This window comes from Anaeromyxobacter terrae, assembly GCF_022690685.1.
In the GTDB taxonomy this organism is placed as follows: Bacteria; Myxococcota; Myxococcia; order Myxococcales; family Anaeromyxobacteraceae; genus Anaeromyxobacter; species Anaeromyxobacter terrae.
Window position 1 is genome coordinate 1 of the sequence record NZ_JALCYY010000054.1, and the last position, 19,971, is coordinate 19,971.

The 19,971-nt window shown below is 73.2% G+C and carries 20 protein-coding genes; 10 read left to right on the forward strand and 10 right to left on the reverse strand.

Annotation, left to right across the window (positions count from 1 at the left end):
- Positions 1–269 precede the first annotated feature (269 nt).
- Entirely contained in the window at positions 270–1,199 is a 930-nt protein-coding gene (locus MNY62_RS19690; RefSeq protein WP_242346058.1) for a zinc metalloprotease HtpX, read from the reverse strand.
- 138 nt (positions 1,200–1,337) lie between these two features.
- On the opposite strand from MNY62_RS19690, the gene MNY62_RS19695 reads away from it, so the two are divergent.
- From MNY62_RS19695 to MNY62_RS25585, 3 genes are all read left to right on the forward strand, one after another.
- Positions 1,338–3,413 carry a DNA topoisomerase VI subunit B gene (locus tag MNY62_RS19695; RefSeq protein ID WP_242346059.1) on the forward strand — a complete coding sequence of 692 codons (2,076 nt, stop codon included), beginning with the start codon at positions 1,338–1,340 and terminating at the stop codon, positions 3,411–3,413.
- 62 nt (positions 3,414–3,475) lie between these two features.
- Positions 3,476–4,579 (forward strand): DNA topoisomerase IV subunit A, encoded by a 1,104-nt coding sequence (locus MNY62_RS19700; RefSeq protein ID WP_242346060.1) that lies wholly within the window; start codon positions 3,476–3,478, stop codon positions 4,577–4,579.
- A 102-nt stretch (positions 4,580–4,681) separates the two neighbouring features.
- On the forward strand, positions 4,682–4,813 hold the full coding sequence (locus tag MNY62_RS25585; protein WP_279426719.1) for a hypothetical protein: 132 nt from the start codon (positions 4,682–4,684) through the stop codon (positions 4,811–4,813).
- A gap of 134 nt (positions 4,814–4,947) precedes the next feature.
- Here MNY62_RS25585 and MNY62_RS19705 read toward each other — a convergent pair whose 3' ends face one another.
- Together MNY62_RS19705 and MNY62_RS19710 are read right to left on the reverse strand one after the other, a co-directional pair.
- A complete protein-coding gene (locus MNY62_RS19705; RefSeq protein WP_242346061.1) occupies positions 4,948–5,784 on the reverse strand; it encodes a 3'-5' exonuclease in 837 nt (278 codons plus the stop codon).
- A 60-nt stretch (positions 5,785–5,844) separates the two neighbouring features.
- Positions 5,845–6,945: a cytochrome-c peroxidase gene (locus MNY62_RS19710; protein WP_242346062.1), complete on the reverse strand. Its 1,101-nt coding sequence runs from the start codon at positions 6,943–6,945 to the stop codon at positions 5,845–5,847.
- A 127-nt stretch (positions 6,946–7,072) separates the two neighbouring features.
- Here MNY62_RS19710 and MNY62_RS19715 point away from each other — a divergent pair, with 127 nt between their 5' ends.
- On the forward strand, positions 7,073–7,327 hold the full coding sequence (locus MNY62_RS19715) for a DUF6132 family protein (RefSeq protein ID WP_242346063.1): 255 nt from the start codon (positions 7,073–7,075) through the stop codon (positions 7,325–7,327).
- A gap of 11 nt (positions 7,328–7,338) precedes the next feature.
- On the opposite strand, the gene MNY62_RS19720 is transcribed toward MNY62_RS19715, so the two are convergent.
- The 3 genes from MNY62_RS19720 to MNY62_RS19730 all read right to left on the reverse strand — a co-directional run bounded on the left by MNY62_RS19720 (position 7,339) and on the right by MNY62_RS19730 (position 11,340).
- Complete coding sequence (locus MNY62_RS19720) at positions 7,339–8,520, reverse strand: acyltransferase family protein (protein WP_242346084.1); 1,182 nt, start codon at positions 8,518–8,520, stop codon at positions 7,339–7,341.
- A 214-nt stretch (positions 8,521–8,734) separates the two neighbouring features.
- Positions 8,735–9,766: a CxxxxCH/CxxCH domain c-type cytochrome gene (locus tag MNY62_RS19725; RefSeq protein ID WP_242346064.1), complete on the reverse strand. Its 1,032-nt coding sequence runs from the start codon at positions 9,764–9,766 to the stop codon at positions 8,735–8,737.
- A gap of 209 nt (positions 9,767–9,975) precedes the next feature.
- A complete protein-coding gene (locus MNY62_RS19730) occupies positions 9,976–11,340 on the reverse strand; it encodes a CxxxxCH/CxxCH domain c-type cytochrome (RefSeq protein WP_242346065.1) in 1,365 nt (454 codons plus the stop codon).
- A 347-nt stretch (positions 11,341–11,687) separates the two neighbouring features.
- On the opposite strand from MNY62_RS19730, the gene MNY62_RS19735 reads away from it, so the two are divergent.
- From MNY62_RS19735 to MNY62_RS19755, 5 genes are all read left to right on the forward strand, one after another.
- Entirely contained in the window at positions 11,688–11,909 is a 222-nt protein-coding gene (locus MNY62_RS19735) for a hypothetical protein (RefSeq protein ID WP_242346066.1), read from the forward strand.
- 69 nt (positions 11,910–11,978) lie between these two features.
- A complete protein-coding gene (locus MNY62_RS19740) occupies positions 11,979–13,193 on the forward strand; it encodes a DUF1015 domain-containing protein (RefSeq protein ID WP_242346067.1) in 1,215 nt (404 codons plus the stop codon).
- Between the two features lie 69 nt (positions 13,194–13,262).
- Entirely contained in the window at positions 13,263–13,790 is a 528-nt protein-coding gene (locus tag MNY62_RS19745) for a GbsR/MarR family transcriptional regulator (protein WP_242346068.1), read from the forward strand.
- Between the two features lie 86 nt (positions 13,791–13,876).
- Entirely contained in the window at positions 13,877–14,791 is a 915-nt protein-coding gene (locus tag MNY62_RS19750; protein WP_242346069.1) for an SDR family oxidoreductase, read from the forward strand.
- Positions 14,792–14,967: 176 nt separating this feature from the next.
- The gene (locus MNY62_RS19755; protein WP_242346070.1) at positions 14,968–15,348 is read left to right on the forward strand and encodes a hypothetical protein; all 381 of its coding nucleotides are present in this window, start codon (positions 14,968–14,970) and stop codon (positions 15,346–15,348) included.
- An 18-nt stretch (positions 15,349–15,366) separates the two neighbouring features.
- On the opposite strand, the gene MNY62_RS19760 is transcribed toward MNY62_RS19755, so the two are convergent.
- From MNY62_RS19760 to MNY62_RS19770, 3 genes are all read right to left on the reverse strand, one after another.
- Positions 15,367–15,915, reverse strand: coding sequence for a TlpA disulfide reductase family protein (locus MNY62_RS19760; RefSeq protein ID WP_242346071.1), 549 nt, complete (start codon positions 15,913–15,915; stop codon positions 15,367–15,369).
- A gap of 44 nt (positions 15,916–15,959) precedes the next feature.
- A complete protein-coding gene (locus MNY62_RS19765) occupies positions 15,960–16,328 on the reverse strand; it encodes a response regulator (RefSeq protein WP_242346072.1) in 369 nt (122 codons plus the stop codon).
- A gap of 93 nt (positions 16,329–16,421) precedes the next feature.
- Complete coding sequence (locus MNY62_RS19770) at positions 16,422–16,937, reverse strand: TspO/MBR family protein (protein WP_242346073.1); 516 nt, start codon at positions 16,935–16,937, stop codon at positions 16,422–16,424.
- 187 nt (positions 16,938–17,124) lie between these two features.
- On the opposite strand from MNY62_RS19770, the gene MNY62_RS19775 reads away from it, so the two are divergent.
- Positions 17,125–18,645 carry an ATP-binding cassette domain-containing protein gene (locus tag MNY62_RS19775; RefSeq protein WP_242346074.1) on the forward strand — a complete coding sequence of 507 codons (1,521 nt, stop codon included), beginning with the start codon at positions 17,125–17,127 and terminating at the stop codon, positions 18,643–18,645.
- Between the two features lie 18 nt (positions 18,646–18,663).
- On the opposite strand, the gene MNY62_RS19780 is transcribed toward MNY62_RS19775, so the two are convergent.
- Entirely contained in the window at positions 18,664–19,944 is a 1,281-nt protein-coding gene (locus MNY62_RS19780) for a 4Fe-4S dicluster domain-containing protein (protein ID WP_242346075.1), read from the reverse strand.
- Positions 19,945–19,971: the final 27 nt, after the last annotated feature.

Here is a 19,971-nt window from a genome sequence, read left to right on the forward strand (position 1 = left end):
CGGGGCCCCACCCCCGCTCGCCGGGTCCCGTGCGCCCCGCGCGCGGCTTCGCCGCGAGCGCGGTGGCGCCCCGGCGGACTCGCTTCGCTCGTCTCGGCGGGCTGCGCCCCCCGCCCCGTCGACGGCTGGCCGCCTGCGGGCCTCGAGGCGCACGAAACCGGAGCCGAGACGGGGAAGCGCAGCGACGCCCGGCGAGGCGTACTGTCTCCGTACGCCGCAGCCGGAAGGAGCGAGCACCCCCGTCGCAGGCCCGGGATCGTGCGCCGAGGTCAGGCGTACCTGACGCCGCGCCGCATCTGCCTGAGCCGCTCCACGCGCGCCTCGATGGGCGGGTGCGTGGAGAAGAGCTGGAGCATCTTGCTGCCCGCGCCGCGGAACGGGTTCACGATGAACAGGTGCGCGGTGGCCGGGCCGGCGAAGGCGTAGGGCCGGACCTCGTTCCCGCGCTCGAGCGCGAGGAGCGCGTCCGCGAGCGCGTCGGGATCGCCGGTCAGCTCGGCGCCCGAGGCGTCCGCGCCGAACTCCCGCGAGCGCGACACCGCGAGCTGCACGATCATCGCGATGATCGGCGCGAGCAGCGCCCAGGCGAGCGCCGCGAACACGTTGCCGCGATCTTCGTCGGAGCGACCGCCGAAGCCGCCCAGGATCGCGCCCCACTGGATCATGTGGCCGAGCGAGGCGATGAGGCCCGCCACCGCCGCGGCGACGGTGGCGATGAGGATGTCGCGGTTCCGCACGTGCGCGAGCTCGTGCGCGAGGACGCCCTCGAGCTGCCGCCGGTCGAGGATGCGGAGGATGCCCTCCGTCACCGCGACCGCGGCGTGCTTCGGGTTGCGCCCGGTCGCGAAGGCGTTCGGGGTCTCCGAGGGGATGACGAAGACGCGCGGCATCGGGAGGCCCGCCTTGCGGGTGAGCCGCTCCACGATGTCGTAGACCTCGGGGAGCTGCTCGCGCGTGACGGGCTGCGCCCGGTGCGCCATGAGCGCGATCCGGTCGGAGAACCAGTAGGAGAGGAAGTTGAACACGAGCCCGATCGCTCCGAAGAGGAGCATCCCGCCCGTGCCGCCCACCATCTGGCCGCCGATCGCGAGGATCGCGATGAGGAAGGCCATCAGCATGGCGGTCTTCAGGTAATTGCGGCCGAAACCACCCGTCGGTCGGTTCATCCCCCGCGGCGTCGCCGCTTCGTTCCAGGCCATATGCAGAGTAGGTAACCACCCAGGCGGCCGCGTCAAACGCGGCGGGCGGGCGGAGGCCCGGCGAGTCGATGCTTTCTCGCGCCCGTGGGCCTCCCGTGCTAAAGCCGCCCCAGGCGATATCGCGAGGTTAGCCCGGTCATGGCATCTCGGAAGGCGACGGCGGCGAAGGGGAAGGGGCGGCCCGCGGCAAGGGCCGAGAAGGCGCAGCTCGAGCTCGTCCAGGTCGAGCCGACGCCCGCCCGGCGTGGAGCGGCGAGGGCGGCGAAGGCCGCGCCCGCGGCCCCGCGCAGGGCGCGAAGCCGGGAGGAGCCCGAGCCGGAGCTCCTGCCGGCGGCCGAGCCGGTTGCCGAGCCGGAGGAGGAGGCGCCCGCGGCCCCGAAGCCGCGCCGGCGCGCCACCGCCGAGCAGATGGCGGCGAAGCAGCGCGAGATCTCGATCTCCGAGTTCTTCACGAAGAACCGCCACCTCCTCGGCTTCGACAACCCCTCGAAGGCGCTCCTCACGACGATCAAGGAGGCGGTCGACAACTCCCTCGACGCCTGCGAGGAGGCCGGCATCCTCCCCGAGATCACCATCGAGGTGCGCGACCTCGGCCTCGGGCCGAAGGGCGAGGGCGACCTCACGAAGGGCGAAGGCCGCTTCGTCGTGGTCATCGAGGACAACGGCCCCGGCATCGTGAAGGCGCAGGCGCCGAAGATCTTCGGCAAGCTCCTCTACGGCTCGAAGTTCCATCGCCTGAAGCAGTCGCGCGGTCAGCAGGGCATCGGCATCAGCGCGGCGGCGATGTACGGCCAGCTCACCACGGGCCAGCCGATCCGCGTCACGTCGCGCACCGGCAAGGGGAAGCCGGCGCACTTCTTCGAGATCCAGATCGACACGCGGAAGAACAACCCGGTCGTCACCGAGGACCGCCAGCTCGACGAGTGGCACCTCGAGCACGGCACCCGCGTCGAGCTCGAGATCGTCGCGAACTGGCAGGCGGGCCAGCGGTTCGTGAACCGCTACGTCGAGCACACCGCGCTCTCGAACCCGCACGCGACCGTGCACTACCTCCGCCCCCGCCAGGCGCCGCTCTCCTTCCCGCGCGCCACCGAGGAGCTGCCCAAGGAGGCGGTGGAGATCAAGCCGCACCCGCACGGCGTCGAGCTCGGGGCGCTCATGCTGATGGCGGCGGAGTCGAAGGCGCGCGACGTGCGCGGGTTCCTCCAGACCGCCTTCTCGCGCGTGTCGGGCCAGGTCGCGGACGAGATCGTGAAGCGCGCCGCCTTCAAGGGGCGCGTGCGCCCGCGCGACGTCGGCGAGGACCGTGCGCTCGCGGAGAAGCTCCACCGGGCGATCGGCGCGACGAAGATCATGAACCCGCCGACGAACTGCCTGTCGCCCATCGGCGACGAGCTCATGAAGCGCGGGCTCATCTCGTTCCTGAACGTGGTCGAGACGGAGGGCCCGGAGGCCGACGAGCAGCTCGACCTCGACCAGGCGAAGAAGAAGAAGGCCTCGAAGAAGGAGAAGGCGGCGAAGGCCGCCGCGCCGGAGGTGCCCGACGCGCCGCCCGAGGAGGGCGTCGAGAAGATCAAGGGGCACAACTACTTCATCGCGACGGTCACCCGGCCGCCCAAGGTCTACCGCGGCAACCCCTTCCAGGTGGAGGTCGGGCTCGCCTACGGCGGCTCCTGGCCGGCCGACAAGCCCATCGAGCTCTTCCGCTTCGCGAACCGCGTGCCGCTCCTCTTCCAGCGCGGCGCGTGCGGCACGACCGAGGCGATCGTCAAGACCGACTGGCGGAACTACCTGCTCTCGCAGCCGAAGGGCTCGCTCCCGGTCGGCCCGATGGCGCTCCTCGTCCACATCGCGTCGGTGTGGGTGCCGTTCACGAGCGAGGCGAAGGAGGCCGTCGCGCACTACCCGGAGATCATGCGGGAGATCCAGCTCGCGGCCCAGGAGTGCGGCCGCAAGCTCGCCGCGCACATCCGCAAGAAGCAGCACCTGGACTACCAGGCGCAGCGCCGCGGCATCTTCGAGCTCTACATCCAGGAGGTCGCGCAGGCGATCGGCAAGATCACCGGCAAGAGCCCGGAGCCGATCAAGCGCGAGTTCCTGCGCCTCGCCGACCAGGTCACGGAGGCGGACCTGAAGGAGGCGGACGCGGCGCTCGAGGAGCAGTCGCGGAAGCTCACGAAGCGCCCGCGCCGGGCCGAGAACGAGGACGAGTAAGGACCCCTCGACTTCGCGCCCGCGCCGCGGGCGCGACGCTCGGGGCATTCGGAGAAACGTGAATGGCCAGGCTCGACGCCGTCTCCAAGCAGACCGCCCACAAGATCGAGAAGCTCGCCGAGACCGTCGTCCGCTCGGTCAAGGGCGGCAAGAACCCCTTCGTCGAGATCCCCATCCGCTCGCTCGCGAACGTGAAGTTCAACGAGAAGCGGCGGCTCATCGAGCTCGGGTCGCAGCGCCAGAAGCGCTACTTCTTCAACGTCGCGATGGCGAAGAAGTTCATGCAGACGTTCCTCGTGTCGGACGCCTGCAAGGAGCTCATCGAGGGCGGCAAGACGACGAGCATCCGCGACCTCTACTACATCACCAAGCACACCATCGGCGACACGAAGCAGAACACGTTCGAGGAGCAGGACGAGTCGGACCCGATCATCGAGGACCTCGAGGTCGCGCTCGACGCGCTCCGCGAGGAGCTGCACCTGTTCGCCTCGCGCAAGGGCTCGATGGTGGGGCCCATCACCATCCGCGACACCGGGGACACCATCGACCTCCGCCGGATGGGCTCCGGGGGCTGGGCGGTCCCGTCGATCGTGGAGGAGAACGTCATCGAGTTCGTCCGCCACGAGGCGAAGTACATCCTCCTCATCGAGAAGGACGCGGTCTGGACGCGCTTCAACGAGGACAAGTTCTGGAAGCGGGAGAAGTGCATCATCCTGCAGGGCGGAGGTCAGCCGCCGCGCGGCGTCCGCCGCCTCGTCCAGCGCCTCCACTCCGAGCTGAAGCTCCCCGTCTACGTGCTCGTCGACAACGATCCCTGGGGCTTCTACATCTACTCGGTCATGAAGCAGGGCTCGATCAACCTCGCCTACGAGTCGATGCGCATGGCGGTGCCGGACGCGCGCTTCGTCGGGCTCTCGTCCTTCGACAAGGACAAGTACAAGCTCCCGACGAACGTCGCGATCAAGATGGACGACGGGGACAACAACCGCGCGAAGCAGATGCTCGCGTATCCGTGGTTCCAGGCGAAGCAGTGGCAGCGCGAGATCCAGGAGATGGTGCGCTCCGGCCTCAAGTTCGAGCTCGAGGCCCTCTCCCGCCGCGGCATCAGCTTCATCACCGAGGAGTACCTGCCGAAGAAGCTGCGCGATCGCGACTGGCTCGAGTAGCCGTCGCCTGGCCCCCGCGCCGCCGCGGGGCGCCCCCCGGAGTTGACGGCGCGCACGCTCGCGGCGACACTCCCGCGCTCACACGCCTCAAAGGAGGGACGCATGCCCGTACAGAAGGGGAACCGCACCAAGCGCAAGGTCGCGAATCGCTCGAAGGTGAAGCGCGCCACCGCCACCCGCAAGCGCGCGCTGTCGGTCAAGCGCAAGCGCAAGGCGAAGCGCGGCCCCAAGTAGCGCCGTCGCGCGATCGGAGGCGAGGGCAGGGCCGGGCGCACGAAGCGGTCGCGCCAGGGCCCGCCCGCCCGTCGAAGGGCGAGCGTGGACACCGTTTCCGCTCGCCCCGCGCCGGTGGAAGGCCGAGCTGGATCTCAGCCCGCTCGGGCCGAGCTCGTCGAAGCGCGAGCGGGCTCGAGCGGGTCGCCGAAGTACCCCGCGCAGCGATCCAGGAACCCGTCGAGCGCCGACTGCTCTCCGAGCGGCAGCCGCCGCAGGAACAGCGGGGGGAGCGCGGCGCGCGCGAGCGCGGCGCTCTCCGCGTAGCCGTCGGGCGTGAGCGACCCCTCGACGAGCCGGTACCTCAGGAACAAGAGGAAGGTCTGCACGACGTCGGTCATGCAGTAGGCCGCGATGCGATCGAGCGCGCCGGCCGCGTAGAGCGCCTGCACGTCCTCGCCGGCCACGTCCTCCTTGCCCGGCAGGCCGACGAGCTTCGCGTACAGATCGAGCGGCGCCGCGCCGCCCGAGCCCTGCGCCGCGAGCAGCTCCTTCAGGTCGAAGTGATCGGCCGCGCCGAACCGTCTCCCGCCGGTGAACCAGGCCGGCGTCGGCACGGAGTGCTTGAGCGAGCGGAGCTCGAGCACCGGGAGATCGAATCCCTTGCCATGGAACGTGACGATCGCGGCGCCCTCGAGCCGCTCCCAGGTGCGCGCGAGGAAGGCCGCCTCGTCGTCGCGGCGATCCGTCCAGGCGGAGACGTCCACGACCCGCAGGATCCCGCCGTCCTCGACGGCCTCGAGCAGGCAGCCGGCGACGGGCCGGTGGTAGGGCAGGGGGAGGAAGTCGCTCCTGCCGCCGGTGCGCGCGCGGCGATCGGCGAGCACGCGGCGGAGCTGCTCGGGGTAGGGGCGAGACGGCTCGCCGTCCACCGCGCCGACGAGAGCCTCGTCGGGGACCGTCTCGAGATCGAGCGTCACGAAGCGCCGCACGCAACCGAGTCTGGCAAGGCGGTCTGACACCGCCCCGGCCTGGCCGTGACGCCGCCGCTTCTACTGGGGGAACGCCCGGGGCGCGACGTCCGCGTACCCCTCGCCGTCGAGCGAGCGCAGGAACGCGACGAGCGCGGAGAGCTCGGCGCGCGTCATCGGGACGGGCACGATGCGCTCCGAGAGCCAGGGGTTCGCGAACCCGCCGCGCCAGTAGTGCAGCACCGCCTCCTCCAGCGTCGCCATGGACCCGTCGTGCATGTAGGGAGCGTGCTTCGAGCAGTCCCGCAGGGTGGGTGTCTTGAACGCACCCACGTCCTTCTCGTCGCGGGTGACCTCGTAGCGGCCCTTGTCGGCGAAGCCCTCGGCGAGCGGCTGCACGGCGCTCCGCGGCGGGCGCCACCCGACGCCGAGGTTGTGGAACTGCGAGTCCGAGAGGTTCGGGCCGAGGTGGCACTGCGCGCACTGGGCCCGGCCGAAGAAGAGCTCCATCCCGTGCCGCGCCTCGGGCGCGAGCGCGGCCTCGTCTCCCGCGGCGAAGCGGTCGTAGGCGGAGTTCCCCGAGAGCCGCGTCGCCTCGTAGGCGGCGATCGCCTCGCTCACCCGCGCGATGTCGAACCGCGCATCCCCGAACGCCTCGCGGAAGTACGGCCCGTAGCCGGGGATGCGCGAGACCGTGAGCACCACGTGGTCGAGCGTGTTGCCCATCTCGAGCGGATTCGCGAGCGGCCCCTGCGCCTGCTCCGCGAGGCTCGCCGCCCTGCCGTCCCAGAAGTACCGCGGGTACACCGGCCACGCGGCGTTCACGATGGGCGGCGACTTGCGGCGGCCCTGCTGGCCCCGGATGCCGGTCGAGACCGCGGTCGGCTCGGAGAACGCGTGCTCCGGCCGGTGGCAGGTGGCGCACGAGATCGTGCCGTCCGCGCTGAGCCGCGGATCGTAGAAGAGCCAGCGGCCGAGCCGGACCTTCTCCGGCGTGACCCAGGGCACCGCAGAGAAGTCCGCCGGGCTCCCGAGCGGCGGCGCCGGCAGCGGCCGGAGCGGGTTCCCGGCCTCCCACGCGGGCGGCGACCCGGGCGCGGCCGCCGGCCGGACGTCGGCCGAGCGGCAGGCGGAGAGCGCCAGGACGAGGAGCGCGAGCGAGGCGGGGCGGGCGCGGTTCATGTGAGCCCCTACGAAAAGGCCCGCCTGCCCGGCGGTCAAGCGGAACGCCGTCGCAACCCCCTGGAGAGCGGACGCTCGCCCACCCGGCGCCCGGAACCGCTCCCCCGCCGCGCGGCTCCAACCCGGGATGAACGCCCGAGCCATCGCCCGCGCCCACTGGCGCACCGCCGCGGGCGCGGCCGTGGGCGCCGCCGCCGGCGCCGCGTATGCCTTCTTCATCGGCTGCAAGACTGGGACGTGCCCGCTCACCTCCAGCGTCTGGACGGCCGCGCTGTTCTTCGGCTTCGCAGGCGGGGTGGTCGGGGTGCCCGGCCCGCGCGCCGAGCGCGCCCGGGGCGAGGCCTCGGCGCGTGAGGGCGGTCCGGGGCCGGGTCCGGGGTAGACGCCGCGGGGCTATCGCCGCTCGGCCGGCGCGAGCCGCGACACCCCACCCGCCGTGGAGCGGACCGGGACCTCCCGCTCTCCGCCGAGCAGCGCCCTGAGGGCGCGCCGCGCAGGGCGCTCGAGCGAGCGCGACACGAGCATCGATACCGCGATCGCGAACACCGCGAACCCGGCCACGAACGCGGCGCTGGGCGCCGCGGTGGGATCGTCCGGCACGAGCCGGCGCGCCCACCGCCAGAGCGGCTCCTGCAGCGCGTAGAGCGCGAAGCTCGCGTCGCCGAGCGCGCGCGCGGCGGGCGACGCGAGGAGCCGCGCGGGGCCCCCGCCGCCGGGGGCGAGCCCGAGGAGCGCGATCGCGAAGAGCGGGAGGGCGAGCCCGTTGTGCAGGAGCAGGTACGGTGCGCCGCCCCACGCGAGGAGGGCGATCACGGCGCCGAGCGCGGCGACGGCCGCCGCGCTCCCGAGCCGGCCGAATCCGACGCCGCGGTGGTGGAGCAGCCCGAGCGCGACCCCCATGGCGAACTCACCGGCGCGCGCGACGGGGTGGAACTTCAGCGCCTCGAGCCAGAACGGCTCCTCCCAGGTGAGCGCGGCCGGCGCGACCGGGCCGTCGGGCCGCAGCGCGAGGTAGAGGAGCGGGAAGGCGAGGCTCGCGGTCCAGGCGGCGAGCGCAGCGAGCGCGAGGCCGCGGCGCGACAGCCGCGACAGCCGCGCGGCCAGGAACGGGAACGCCGCGTAGAACGCGGCCACGACCGAGGTCGACCAGCCCGGCGGGTTCCAGAGCCGGGCGATGGGCGTCGCCCAGGCCTGCGCGAGCAGGAGGCACGCGGTCGCGACCGTCGCCGCCTTGGCGAGCGCGAGGGGTCCGCCGCCCTGCCAGCGCTCGAGCGCGAACGGCGCGATGAGCAGGAAGGCGAGCAGGTAGGCGGGGTAGAGCCGGGCGAAGCGCGCCACGTAGAAAGTCCGCCGCTCGGCGGGCGCCATCGGCAGCGGGTAGGCCCATGCGAGCACGAACCCGGAGAGCACGTAGAAGAGCCCGACCCAGACGTGTCCACCGACCCGGACGCGCTCCACCCACGCCGGGAGCCCCGCCACGAGCGGGGCACCGTAATGGTAGAGGAGGATGCCCAGCGCCGCCGCGAAGCGGAGCCCGGTCAGGGGAGCGAGCCGGTCGCGACGCGAGGCCTGCACGACCCGCAAGATGGGACCGTCCAGCCGGGCGCGGCAGCGCCGCGCGCGGGGGGTCCCGAACGGTGCGCGCTGGCCCCGAAATGCGAGAGGGCCGGGGTCGCCCCCGGCCCTCGTCAGGCGCGCGCGTGGAGGCGCGCTAAACGGCCGATTCGGAAACAGTCAACGACAGCGCGATGCGCGACACCGAAGGTGATCGCGAATCGCGGACTGTCGTCTAGGTGTGGCAGGAGACGCAGTCCCAGCCCTGCACGCGAACGCCGGGCACCACCGTGTGCGTCTGGCCCGCTCCGATGATCACCTGGTTCACGTCGCGCACGCCGTTCACGTGCGTGTCCTTGGCGACGGACGCGTTCGTGTAGCCGACGTGACACTCCGCGCAGGTGACCTTCGCGAGGTGGGTCGTGTGGAAGCCGGACGCCGGCGGGATGCCGTGGCAGGAGTCGCAGGAGGTGAGCGCTTGCGTCCAGCGCGGCGACGTCGCCGTGCCGCCCACGAGCGTGGAGCCGTGGCAGTAGACGCTCGAGCAGGTCTGCGTCTGCTTCGTGAACGACGGCGTCGCGCCGCCGGTCGAGGCGAGCGGGAGGAACTCGAACGTCACCTGCACCGTGCCGTCGAGGTGGTCGAGGCTGCCTTCGAGCGGGTGGCAGGTCTGGCACTGGAAGCCGTTCGAGTAGACGCTGCCGTTCCCGAGGTGCTTCTGGTGCGCGCCGACCTGCGGGTCCGTCGGCGCGGAGCCGCCGCGCACGCCCTGGGGCGGCGCCGCCTCGGCGAGCTTGTCGAGCGTGAAGCCCGGGTCCCTCGTGCCGTGGCAGAAGGTGCAGTTCGACTGCCAGCGCGCGTAGCCGAAGAGGCCGTGGCAGCCGGTGCAGGAGACCTCGGCGAACCCGCCGTCGTAGCTCTCGCCGTGGCACGCGGTGCAGCGGCGGATGTCCGCGATCGCGTCGCCGCTGTGCTGGGAGAGGTAGTTCGCGGGGTGTCCGAAGCTCACGTCCGCCGGGTCGACCTTGCCGTTCTCGTGCGCGCCGCCGGGGATGATGTGGTTGTCCTGATCGACGGTCTGCGGGTGGCACACGAAGCAGCTCTGGGACTGCGGGTGCGGCGCCGGCGGCGGGAAGCCGTGGCATGCGGCGCAGGTCCCCGCGGTCGAGGCCTCCTCGCGCGCCTCGAGGGTCCGGGCATCGTCGCATGCGGCGAGCATGATGCCGCCCGCGGTGAGGGCGAGCAGGGCGAAGCGCTGGTTGACCATGTGTGTCGGACCTCGGGAGAGCGTGTCGCGGGCGCGAGCGGCCCGGCGGATTGCCGGAGGATGCCGCGGGCGCGGCCGAACCTCGTTGATCTCGCGCAGGAGTATACGCCGAAGTGTTCTTTCGGCGTCGTCTCTGCGTGTCGCGTACACGCGGGACCGCCGCGCCCAAGACCCTCCCGGGCGCGGCGGTCCCTTCACCTACCGAGGACCTACCAGGTCTGCGAGCCGTGGCAAGCGAGCCCGGAGCACGTCCGCGAGCTGGTCGACCAGCTGCCCGTCACGGTTCGCCCGTTCCAGGTGCCCCCGAACTGGACGTTCTTCGTGCCGTTCACGTGGAGCGCCGGACCCGTGACCGCGCTCGACGCGTCCACCACGCTGGCGTGGCAGTTCGCGCACTCGAGGCCCGCCCCGACGTGGCGGGTGTGCTCGCCCGTGGCCGGCGGGGCGCCGTGACAGGACGTGCAGGTCATCGCGGTCGTGCTCGTCCAGCTCGTCGTGGCGACCGTGCCGCCGCTGAAGTTGCCGTGGCAGTAGGTCGACGCGCAGCTCGCGCTCGTGGCGCCCGCGCGCGTGTACACCGGCGTCTTGCCGCCGGTCTTCGCGAGGGCGCCGAACTGCACCTCGGCGATGCCGTCGCCGTCCACGTGCGCCGCGTCCGTCCGGACGTCGCTCCCGGTCCGCGACGGGTGGCACGTCTCGCAGGCCATCGGGCTCGCGAGCGTCGCCCCCACGTGCGCGTCGTGGGCGCCGACCGAGACGTTCGAGACGAGGCTCAGCCCCTGCGTGTCGACCGGGGGCGACGCGCGTCCGCTCGCCCGATCGCCGTGGCAGAAGGTGCACTCCGTCGCCCAGCCGGCGTGGCCCACGGCCGTGTGGCACGCCGTGCACGACACGCCGCTCGTCCCGCCGGCGTAGTCCTGGCCGTGGCAGCTGGCGCAGCCCGCGAGGCCCGTCATGGCCGCCCGGCCGTGCTTGGCCGGATCGCTCCAGCCGGACGGATGCATCCCGCCCGCCTCGACCTCGCCGTCGAGGTGCAGCTTCGCCTCGCGGTTGAGCTCACCCGACGCGAGGACCGTGCCCGGGTGGCAGGCGGAGCAGTCCTGCTTCGAGGGATCGTGCGGCGCGGAGGCCGGCGGGTGGCCGTGGCAGCTCGTGCAGTCGAGCGTCACCTCCGCCGTCCAGGCCGGCGAGGGCGACGCGCCGTGGCACGCGTTCGTGCAGGTCTTGCTCGCCGGATCGTACGACGGAGTCACGCCCCGGGCGCTCGCGAGCGGTCCCCAGGCGAAGTCCACGGTCTTGTTCGAGTGCGCCACGCTGGTGGGCACGGGGTGGCACTCGGAGCACGCGAGGGGATCACGGAACGTCGAGTTCTGGAGGTGGGCGAGGTGGACGCCGGTCGCCGGCGCGGCCTTCTCGAGCGGCGACGCCGTCACGCGCGTCGCGTCGCCGTGGCAGGTCGTGCAGCCCTCGCCGGAGCTGGACTGACCGTCGACGGTGCGGGCGACGCCGTCGCAGCCGGCGGCGGCGAGCGCGGTGAGGGCGACGCAGAGGAGCAGGCGCTTCGGGTGGGCCATCGGCTCTCCGGGCAGCGAAGCGCGCGGGGCGAGGGGCCCACGCGCGCGCGGGGAGCTTCACTGCTAGCAACGGGTATGCCCCGAGAGGGTGAGGCCGTGTGGGGGCGCGGGGGCCGTCGATGTCGAACCTCCCTCGTGACGGGCACGTACACTCGGTCGTGGTGCCGGACGCCCCGCCGCAGCGTGAAGAGCGAGCGGGCGCCTGAGCGCAGGCTACGCGCCGTGCGCCTCGATCGCGCAAGGGATGCGCGTGCGCGAGAAGTCCCGTGGAAAGGTCCATTTGGCCGCACTTGAGCGGCTGCGCCGCTGGCGTACACTCGACCCTCACACCTTATCGGAGGCACGCCGTGACTCAGACGGAACGGCTGGCCCGCCGCGACGAGCTGCGGGCCGAGATCGCCAAGCACGAGGGCATGCTCGCCGCGCTGCGCGCGGAGGAGGCCAAGCTGCTCGACGAGTGCGATCACAACTACGCGGATGGCCGGCACGCCACGACCGGCGCGCGCGTGAAGATCTGCGCCATCTGCGGGCGCGTGATGCCGACGCGCGACGACAAGCTCTGGGGCTAGAGCCCCGCGGCCTCACGAGCGCGACGGACGGCGTTCTGCTAGAACGACCGGCCTCGCCGGAGGATCCGCATGGCCACCCTGAAGCCTTTTCGGGCGCTGCGCCCGCCCGCCGATCTCGCCGCCCGCGTCGCGTCACCGCCCTACGACGTCGTCTCGACGCGCGAGGCGCGCGCGCTCGCGAAGGGCAACCCCGACAGCTACCTGCGCGTCTCGCGCCCCGAGATCGACCTGCCCGAGGGCACGGACGAGCACGCGGACGCGGTGTACGCGAAGGGCGCGGAGAACCTCGCCGAGCTCGTCGCGCGGGGCGTGCTGCGCGCGGATCCCGAGCCGCGCTTCTACGTGTACGCGCAGCGGATGGGCGCGCACCGGCAGACCGGCCTCGTCGCCTGCGCGTCGGTCGAGGAGTACGACCGCGACGTCATCAAGAAGCACGAGAAGACGCGCGCGGACAAGGAGGACGACCGCGTCCGTCACATCGACACGCTCTCGGCGCACGACGAGCCGGTGTTCCTCACCTACCGGGCCGCGCCGGAGATCGACCGCGCGATCGAGGAGGTGAAGCGCGCCGCTCCCGAGGTGGACCTCGTGACGCCGGACGGCGTCGGCCACCAGCTCTGGGTGGTGCCCGCCGACATCGGCGCGCGCCTCGAGGCGCTCTTCGCGCGCGTGCCGGCGCTCTACGTCGCGGACGGGCACCACCGCTCCGCCGCGGCCTCCCGCGTCCACGCGAGGCGCGCCGGCCAGCCCGGCGAGCACGGCGCCTTCCTCGCCGTCGTGTTCCCGCACGACCAGATGCAGATCCTCGCCTACAACCGCCTGGTCCGCGATCCGCGCGGCCGGAGCGCGGGCGAGCTGCTCGGCGAGATCGGCAAGGTGATGGACGTCTCGCCGGCGACCGACCCGCGCCCGCCGGGCCCGCTCGCCTTCGGCGTCTACGCGGCGGGCCGCTGGTACCACGCCCGCGTGCGGGCGGGATCGTACCCGGCGCAGGACCCCGTCGCCTCGCTCGACTGCGCCATCGCGCAGGAGCAGATCCTCGCGCCCATCTTCGGCATCGCCGATCCGCGCACCTCGAAGGACGTCGACTTCGTCGGCGGGATCCGCGGCCACGAGGAGCTCGAGCGGCGCGTGAAGGAGGAGGGCTGGTCGCTCGCGCTGCACCTCTTCCCCACGCGCATCGAGCAGCTCATCGCGGTCTCCGACGCGGGCAAGCTCATGCCGCCGAAGAGCACGTGGTTCGAGCCGAAGCTGCGCTCCGGGTTGTTCGTCCACCGGTTCTAGCCGTCCTCTGCCCCGCCCCTCGCGGGGCCGTTGACGGCGTGCGAACGTTCTAAATATTCTGAACGCACGATGCCGGCGACCACTCCCGAAACCGTGCAGCGCTTCGTCGAGGCCTGGGGCGCGATGGGCTCGCTCTGGGGCATCAACCGGTCGGTGGCGCGGGTGCACGCGCTCCTCATGGCGACCGAGGAGGCCCTCGCGCTGGAGGAGATCGCGGAGCGGCTCCAGATCTCGAAGGGCAACGCCTCGATGTCGCTGCGCGAGCTGCGGACGTTCGGGGTCGTCCGGCAGGTCGAGGTCCCGGGCGATCGCCGGGACTTCTACGTCACCGAGCCGGACGTCTGGCTCATGTTCTTCCGCATCCTCAAGGAGCGAAAGCGGCGCGAGTTCGACCCGGCCCTCGAGGCGATCCACGCGCTCGTCGACGCGCCGGGTGCGACCGGCGCCGTTCGCGGGCGGCTCGAGCAGATGGCGGACCTGCTCACGACGATCGAGGGGGTCGTGAACCGGTTCCTGCAGGACCCGCAGTCGTCCCGCTCGGCGCTCGCGTTCATCGCCGGCATGCCGTTCGGCCGAAAGCAGAACGGGAAGGGGTAGCTGCGAGCACCCGTCCCGCGGAGACTTCATCACGCTCGAAACGTTCACAAGATTCTGAACAAACGAGCAACGCGGAGGAGGAAACCATGAGCCGCCCGAACGTCCACGCCATCACCGGAGCCTTCGGCTACAGCGGAAGGGAGATCGCGCGCCTCCTCCTCGCCCGCGGCGAGCGCGTGAGGACGCTCACCGGACATCCGGATCGGTCCGATCCGTTCGGCGGCCGCGTCGAGGTGGCGCCCTTCCACTTCGACGATCCGGCGAGGATGCGCGACGCGCTCGCGGGGGTCCGTGTCCTCTACAACACCTACTGGGTCCGCTTCGACCACGGCGCCTCGACGTTCGCGCGGGCCGTCGAGAACAGCCGCGCCCTGTTCCGAGCGGCGGCCGACGCGGGCGTCGAGCGGGTCGTCCACGTGTCGATCACGAACCCGGCGCCCGACTCGCCCTTGCCGTACTTCCGCGGAAAGGCCGAGGTCGAGCGGGCGCTCCGCGAGTCGGGGCTCTCCCACGCGATCCTCCGTCCGGCGGTGTTCTTCGGCGGCCGGGACGTCCTCATCAACAACATCGCGTGGCTGCTGCGGCGGCTGCCGCTCTTCGGCGTGGCGTCCGGCGCGTACGGCATCCAGCCCGTGCACGTCGAGGACCTGGCCTGGCTCGCCGTGGAGCACGCCGATCGCGGCGGTGACGTCGTCGTGGACGCGGTCGGGCCCGAGGTGTTCGCGTTCGACGAGCTCGTGCGGCTCGTCCGCGCCGCGGTCCGCTCGCGCGCCCTGATCGTGCCGGTCCCCGCCTGGCTGCTCCTCGGCGCCGCTCGCGTCCTCGGCGCGCCGCTCGGCGACGTGGTGCTCACGAGGGACGAAGTCGAGGGGCTCAGGGCGAACCTCCTCGTCTCCGCCGGACGGCCCACCGCGCGGACGCACTTCACCGAGTGGCTCGCCACGCACGCACACGAGCTCGGGATCGAGTGGGCCTCGGAGCTGGGCAGGCACTATCGGTGAGGCCGGGCGGCGCGAGCCTGCTGCGCGGCCCGCCGCCATCGAGTGCCGGCGGCGGGCCACGAGACCATCGCCTCGTCGCTCGCTCGTCCGCGCACGCGCCGCACGCGCTCGGGGCGACCCGCGCATCCCCTCCGCGGCGGAGCTGCGGGAGGGAGAATGCGGCCGGGAGGTGCGTCATGCGCGCGGCTTCCGAGCGTGGAACGCTGGAGAAGAGGCTGGATGCGGGCGGGTGGGGCCTGTTCTTCATCTGGGTCGGGGTCGCCCTCGCCTTGGACGTGGGCTGGGGCGCCGGCCTTGTCGGCGTCGGGGTCATCACCCTCGGAGTGCAGGTCGTGCGGAAGCTGCTCGGGCTCGACCTGGACCGCTTCTCGCTCGCCGTCGGGGCCCTGTTCGTCGCCGGAGGGATCTGGAAGCTCGTCGACGTGACGGTCGCGCTCGTCCCGCTCCTCTGCATCGCCGCGGGCTTCGCGCTCCTCGCGTCGGCGCTCTCGGGGAGCCCCCGCGCGTCGCGGCGACGCGTCGGGCCCGGGGCACCCGCCGCGCACCGGCCGGCGTGAGCGAGTGACGCCGCGGCGTCACAGGAGCAGCCGCAGCAACAGCCCGAGCGTCGTCGTGTAGCCGGCGGCGGAGCGCTTCACGCGGCCGTCCGCGTCCAGGAAGTAGTAGGTCGGGAACGAGTCCACGTGGAAGGCGCGCACCACGGTGTCGTCTCCGAGGAGCACCGGGAGGTCGACGCCCTGCTCGCGCACGTAGGCCCTCACGTCGTCGAGGTCCTGATAGGCCGCGGCGACCGTGACGACGCGGGCGCGATCGCCCGCGAGGCGGCTCACCCACGACAGGTTGCGCGAGGCGGCCTTGCAGACCGGACACCACGGGGCCCAGAAGCCCACGAGGACCGGCTTGCCGCGCAGGGAGTCGAGCGCGACGCGCTGCCCGGAGAGCGTCGGGAGCGCGACCGACGGCGCGGCGCCGCGCTCGAGGTGCGCGCGCGTCTGCCAGGTCCCGACGAGGAGCACCGCGGCGAGCAGGAAGGCCAGCTCGAGGCCCCACCGCGCGGCGCGGCTCCGGCGCAGCCGATGGTAGCCGTCCGCGAGGCGCGAGGCGGCGTGCTTCGGAGAGCTCATGCGCGAGGTGGGAGCCGCGGGCGGAGGGAGGGATGCGCCGCGCCTCACGCGGCCACGCCGCGCAGGGCCGAGAGCAGCTCGTCCACGCCGAACGGCTTGGGCAGGAACGCGTCGATCGCGATCCCCTGGCGCATCCGCGACGAGGTGTGACCGCTCGACATGATGATGCGCACGCGGGCGAGGCGCGGGTTCGCACGGATCCGCGCCACGAGCTCTCGGCCGTCGATGCCTGGCATTACGAGGTCGAGGAGCACGATCTCGGGCGGCGGGTCCGCCGCCAGCACGTCGAGCGCGCGCGCGCCGTCTTCCGCGACGGAGACGAGGTAGCCCTCGAGCTCGAGGCACTCCTGCAGGTTCTCCCGCAGCGCCGCGCTGTCGTCGACCACGAGGATCCTGGGGGGATGTGGGCTCATCCGCTTGGTCGGTTGGATAACCTCGGCCCCCTCGGGGGGCAAGCCCATCGAGGTCCCAGGAACGTGGGGCCCAGCCGTCCGAGCGGGCGCCGGTCACACGCGGTTTCGCCTGACGATGCTCGCGTTGAGCACGAGGGCGAAGCTCGACCAGCCGAGGTACGGCAGCATCAGCGCGGCGGCGGGCCGGTCGGCACGGCGCGCCGTCCAGGCGTACGCGCCGACGACCGGGAGTAGCGCGGCGAGGAGTCCCAGCGCAGCGCGCGGCCGGCGCGCGCCGAAGAAGACCGGCGACCAGGCCCCGTTCAGCGCGAGCTGCGCACTCCAGAGCGCGAGGGCGCGGCGGCGGACAGGCGACCTGCTCCGCCACACGCGGTACCCGGACGTCGCGATGAGCGCGTAGAGCGCGGTCCATACCGGCGGGAAGGCGGCAGAGGGTGGCTGGTACCGCGGCTTCTCGAGGCGCCTGTACCAGCGGCTCCGCACGGAGCGCCGCGTCGCTGCCGCGCCGAGCGCGGACACCCCCGCGGTCGCGCCGGCGAAGGTCGCGAAGGCGAGGAGCCGCGCGCCGCGGCCGGGCGGGGTGAGGTGGCGGATGTCGAGCTCGGTCATGCCTCGAACGTGCGCACGCGGCCCGTGCGGCGGCGGGGCCCGCTTGCGCGCGCCCGTTCGCCGGGCTACGAATGGCGCGCGCCGCTCGCGCGGCGCGTCCATGCTCGACTAGCTCCGGAACCCGAGGCCTCTTCCGTTCCCCGCGCGCGGTTCGCCGCGCGCCTCCGGCCCGTCCAGGAGCACGATCATGCCCTCCGTCCGCCTCGAGCGGCTCTCGTTCGCGTACGCGGACTCCGTCCCCATCCTCTCCGACGTCGACCTCCTCCTGCCGTCAGGGTTCACCGCCCTCGTGGGCGAGAACGGCGCCGGCAAGTCCACGCTGCTCGCGCTCCTCGCCGGCGCGCTCTCGCCCGGCGAGGGGCGCGTGCGCCTCGAGGGCGCCACCGTCGCGCTCTGCCCGCAGGAGGTGCACCGCCCCGGCGACGAGCTCTTCGCGCTCGCCGGCCGTGAGGACGGCGAGGCTCGCCGGCTGCGCGCCTCGCTCGCGCTCGATCCCGGGGACCTCGCGCGCTGGGAGACGCTCTCGCCCGGCGAGCGCAAGCGCTGGCAGCTCGCCGGCGCCCTCGCGGCCGAGCCGGAGGTGCTCCTGCTGGACGAGCCGACGAACCACGCCGACGCGGACGCGCGCGCGCTCCTCGTCGCGGCGCTCCGGCGCTTTCGCGGCGTGGGCGTGGTCGTCTCGCACGATCGCGCCCTCCTGGAGGCGATCGCGCCGCGCACGCTCCGGCTCCACCGGGGCGAGGCGCGCCTGTGGCCGCTCCCTTACGGCGCGGCGCGCGCGGCGTGGGAGGCGGAGCTCCGCGCGGCGTGGGACCGGCGCGGCGCGGCCCAGGACGCGGCGCGGCGGGCGGCGCGCAAGCTCGACGAGGCGCGCCGCGAGCGCGAGGCGGCGGAGCGCGCGATGAGCGGGCGGCGCCGCGACCCGAAGGACAGCGACGCGCGGACGCTCGGCGCGAAGACGCTGCGCGCTTGGGCGGAGGACAGGCTCGGCCGCGACGTGAACCGGCTCCGCGCGGCCGCGGAGCGCGCGGACGATGCCGTCGCGAACGCGCTTCCCGCCGCGGCCCTCGGCGGCGCGATCTCCCTCGGCTTCGAGCGAGCGCCGCGCCCGGTGCTGCTCTCGCTCGACGCGGACGTCGTGCGCGCCGGTGCCATGCCGGTGCTGCGCGACGTGCACGTCCGGCTCGGGCGCGAGGCGCGCGTACGCGTCGAGGGGCCGAACGGGGCGGGGAAGACGACGCTCGTCGAGGCGCTGCTCGGCGGCTCGACGCTCCCGCCCGAGAAGCTCCTCCACCTGCCGCAGGAGCTCCCCGCCGGCGCCGGCGCCCGGCTGCTGGAGGAGGTGCGGGCGCTCGCGCCGGAAACGAAGGGGAGGGTGCTCTCGCTCGTCGCGGCGCTCGGGAGCGACCCCGGGCGGCTGCTCGCCTCGCGCGATCCGTCCCCGGGCGAGGCGCGCAAGCTCCTCCTCGCGCTCGGGCTCGGGCGCCACGCCTGGGCGCTCGTGCTCGACGAGCCGACGAACCACCTCGACCTGCCCACCGTGGAGCGGCTGGAGGCGGCGCTCGAGGCGTACCCGGGCGCGATCCTGCTCGTCACCCACGACGACGCGTTCGCGGCGCGCGTGCTCGGCGAGCGCGCCGATGCGCCGGGCGGTGACCCCCGGGCGGAGCGGTGGCGCATCGCGGAGGGACGGGTCGCGCCTGCGTAGCGCCCGCGGTCGAGACGCTCAGGAGGCGAAGCGCCGGCAGAGCGCCTCGAGGTAGCGCGATCGGACCTGCTCGGTCGCGAGGAGTCGCTTCGCGGGGGGCAGCCGGAGGACGACCCCGAGGAGCGCCGCGAGGGCCCGGTGGCTGAAGAGCAGCTGGTCGTCGAAGATGAGCTCCTGGAGCTTGCCGCGCTCGATCGCCATGAGGACGGCGCGGTGCGCGCCGTTGAGCGGCGTGAGCCGCCGGCGCGGGCGCGGGCGCAGCGCGATCGCCCGGGGCGCGCAGGCGCGGACGCACACCCCGCAGCCGAGGCAGCGGTCCTCGTCGAGCCGCGCCACCGTCCGCTTCGGGTGCCGCGCGTCGTTCGCCGACACGGCGGAGAGAGCCTCCACCGGGCACACGCGGACGCACTTCTCGCAGCCGGTGCAGGCGCTCTCCTCGACTGCCGGGAGGAACGCGGTCGTGTGGATCGGGTGCATCACCGCGAACCTGCGGGCGGCGATCATCGCCTCGCAGCAGCAGCCGCAGCAGTTGCAGATGAAGTTCACCGACTCGCGCACGTTCTCGCCGAACTGCACGAGGTCGTGCTCGTGGGCCTCGTGGAGGAGCTCGAGCCCCTCCGCCACGTCCACCTCGCGCGCGTGGCCGTGCCGGATGAGCGCCGCCGCCGAGGTGTTGAAGGTCATGCAGATCTCCTGCGGCGCGTCGCAGGCGCGGTCGAGGTGCTGCATCTTGTGGCGGCAGTAGCAGAGGCCGACCGCCCGGTGCGTCGCGGTCCTGATCACCTCGCTCGCGCGCTCGAACTCGAGCACGTGCAGGGCGTCGTCGTCCGCGAGCGCAGGCTCGCTCACGAACGTCCGCCCGAGCTGCGTCTCGCCGCCGGCGAACAGCGCCCGGACGAAGTCCTCCTCGACGTTGAGGTACTGATAGAAGAGCTGCGCGAGCGCCTTCTGGTCCAGGTCGCCCCGCACGCGCATCATCGAGAACTCGAAGAACCCCGCCATGGGCGGCGGCAGGACGTACCGGAAGCCGTCCTTGCCCTCGATGTCGACCAGCAGCGCGCGCGCCGCGAGCGCCTCGAGCGTCTTGCGCGCCTCGGCCTCGCTGGTCTTCCAGACCGCCGCTGCCTTCGCGACGGTGAACGGCTTCAGGGGGAGGACCGAGACGAGCTCGGCCTCCCGCTCGCTGAAGAGGAGCCGCAGGATCTCGAAGAGGCTCCGCGACGGCGGGGCGCCCTGGGGGGAGCGGTTCAGACGATCCGTGAGGCGCTCGTAGACGGATCGCGAAGCGTGATGGGCCATCGGGTGCTCTCCGATCTCTCGCGCCGG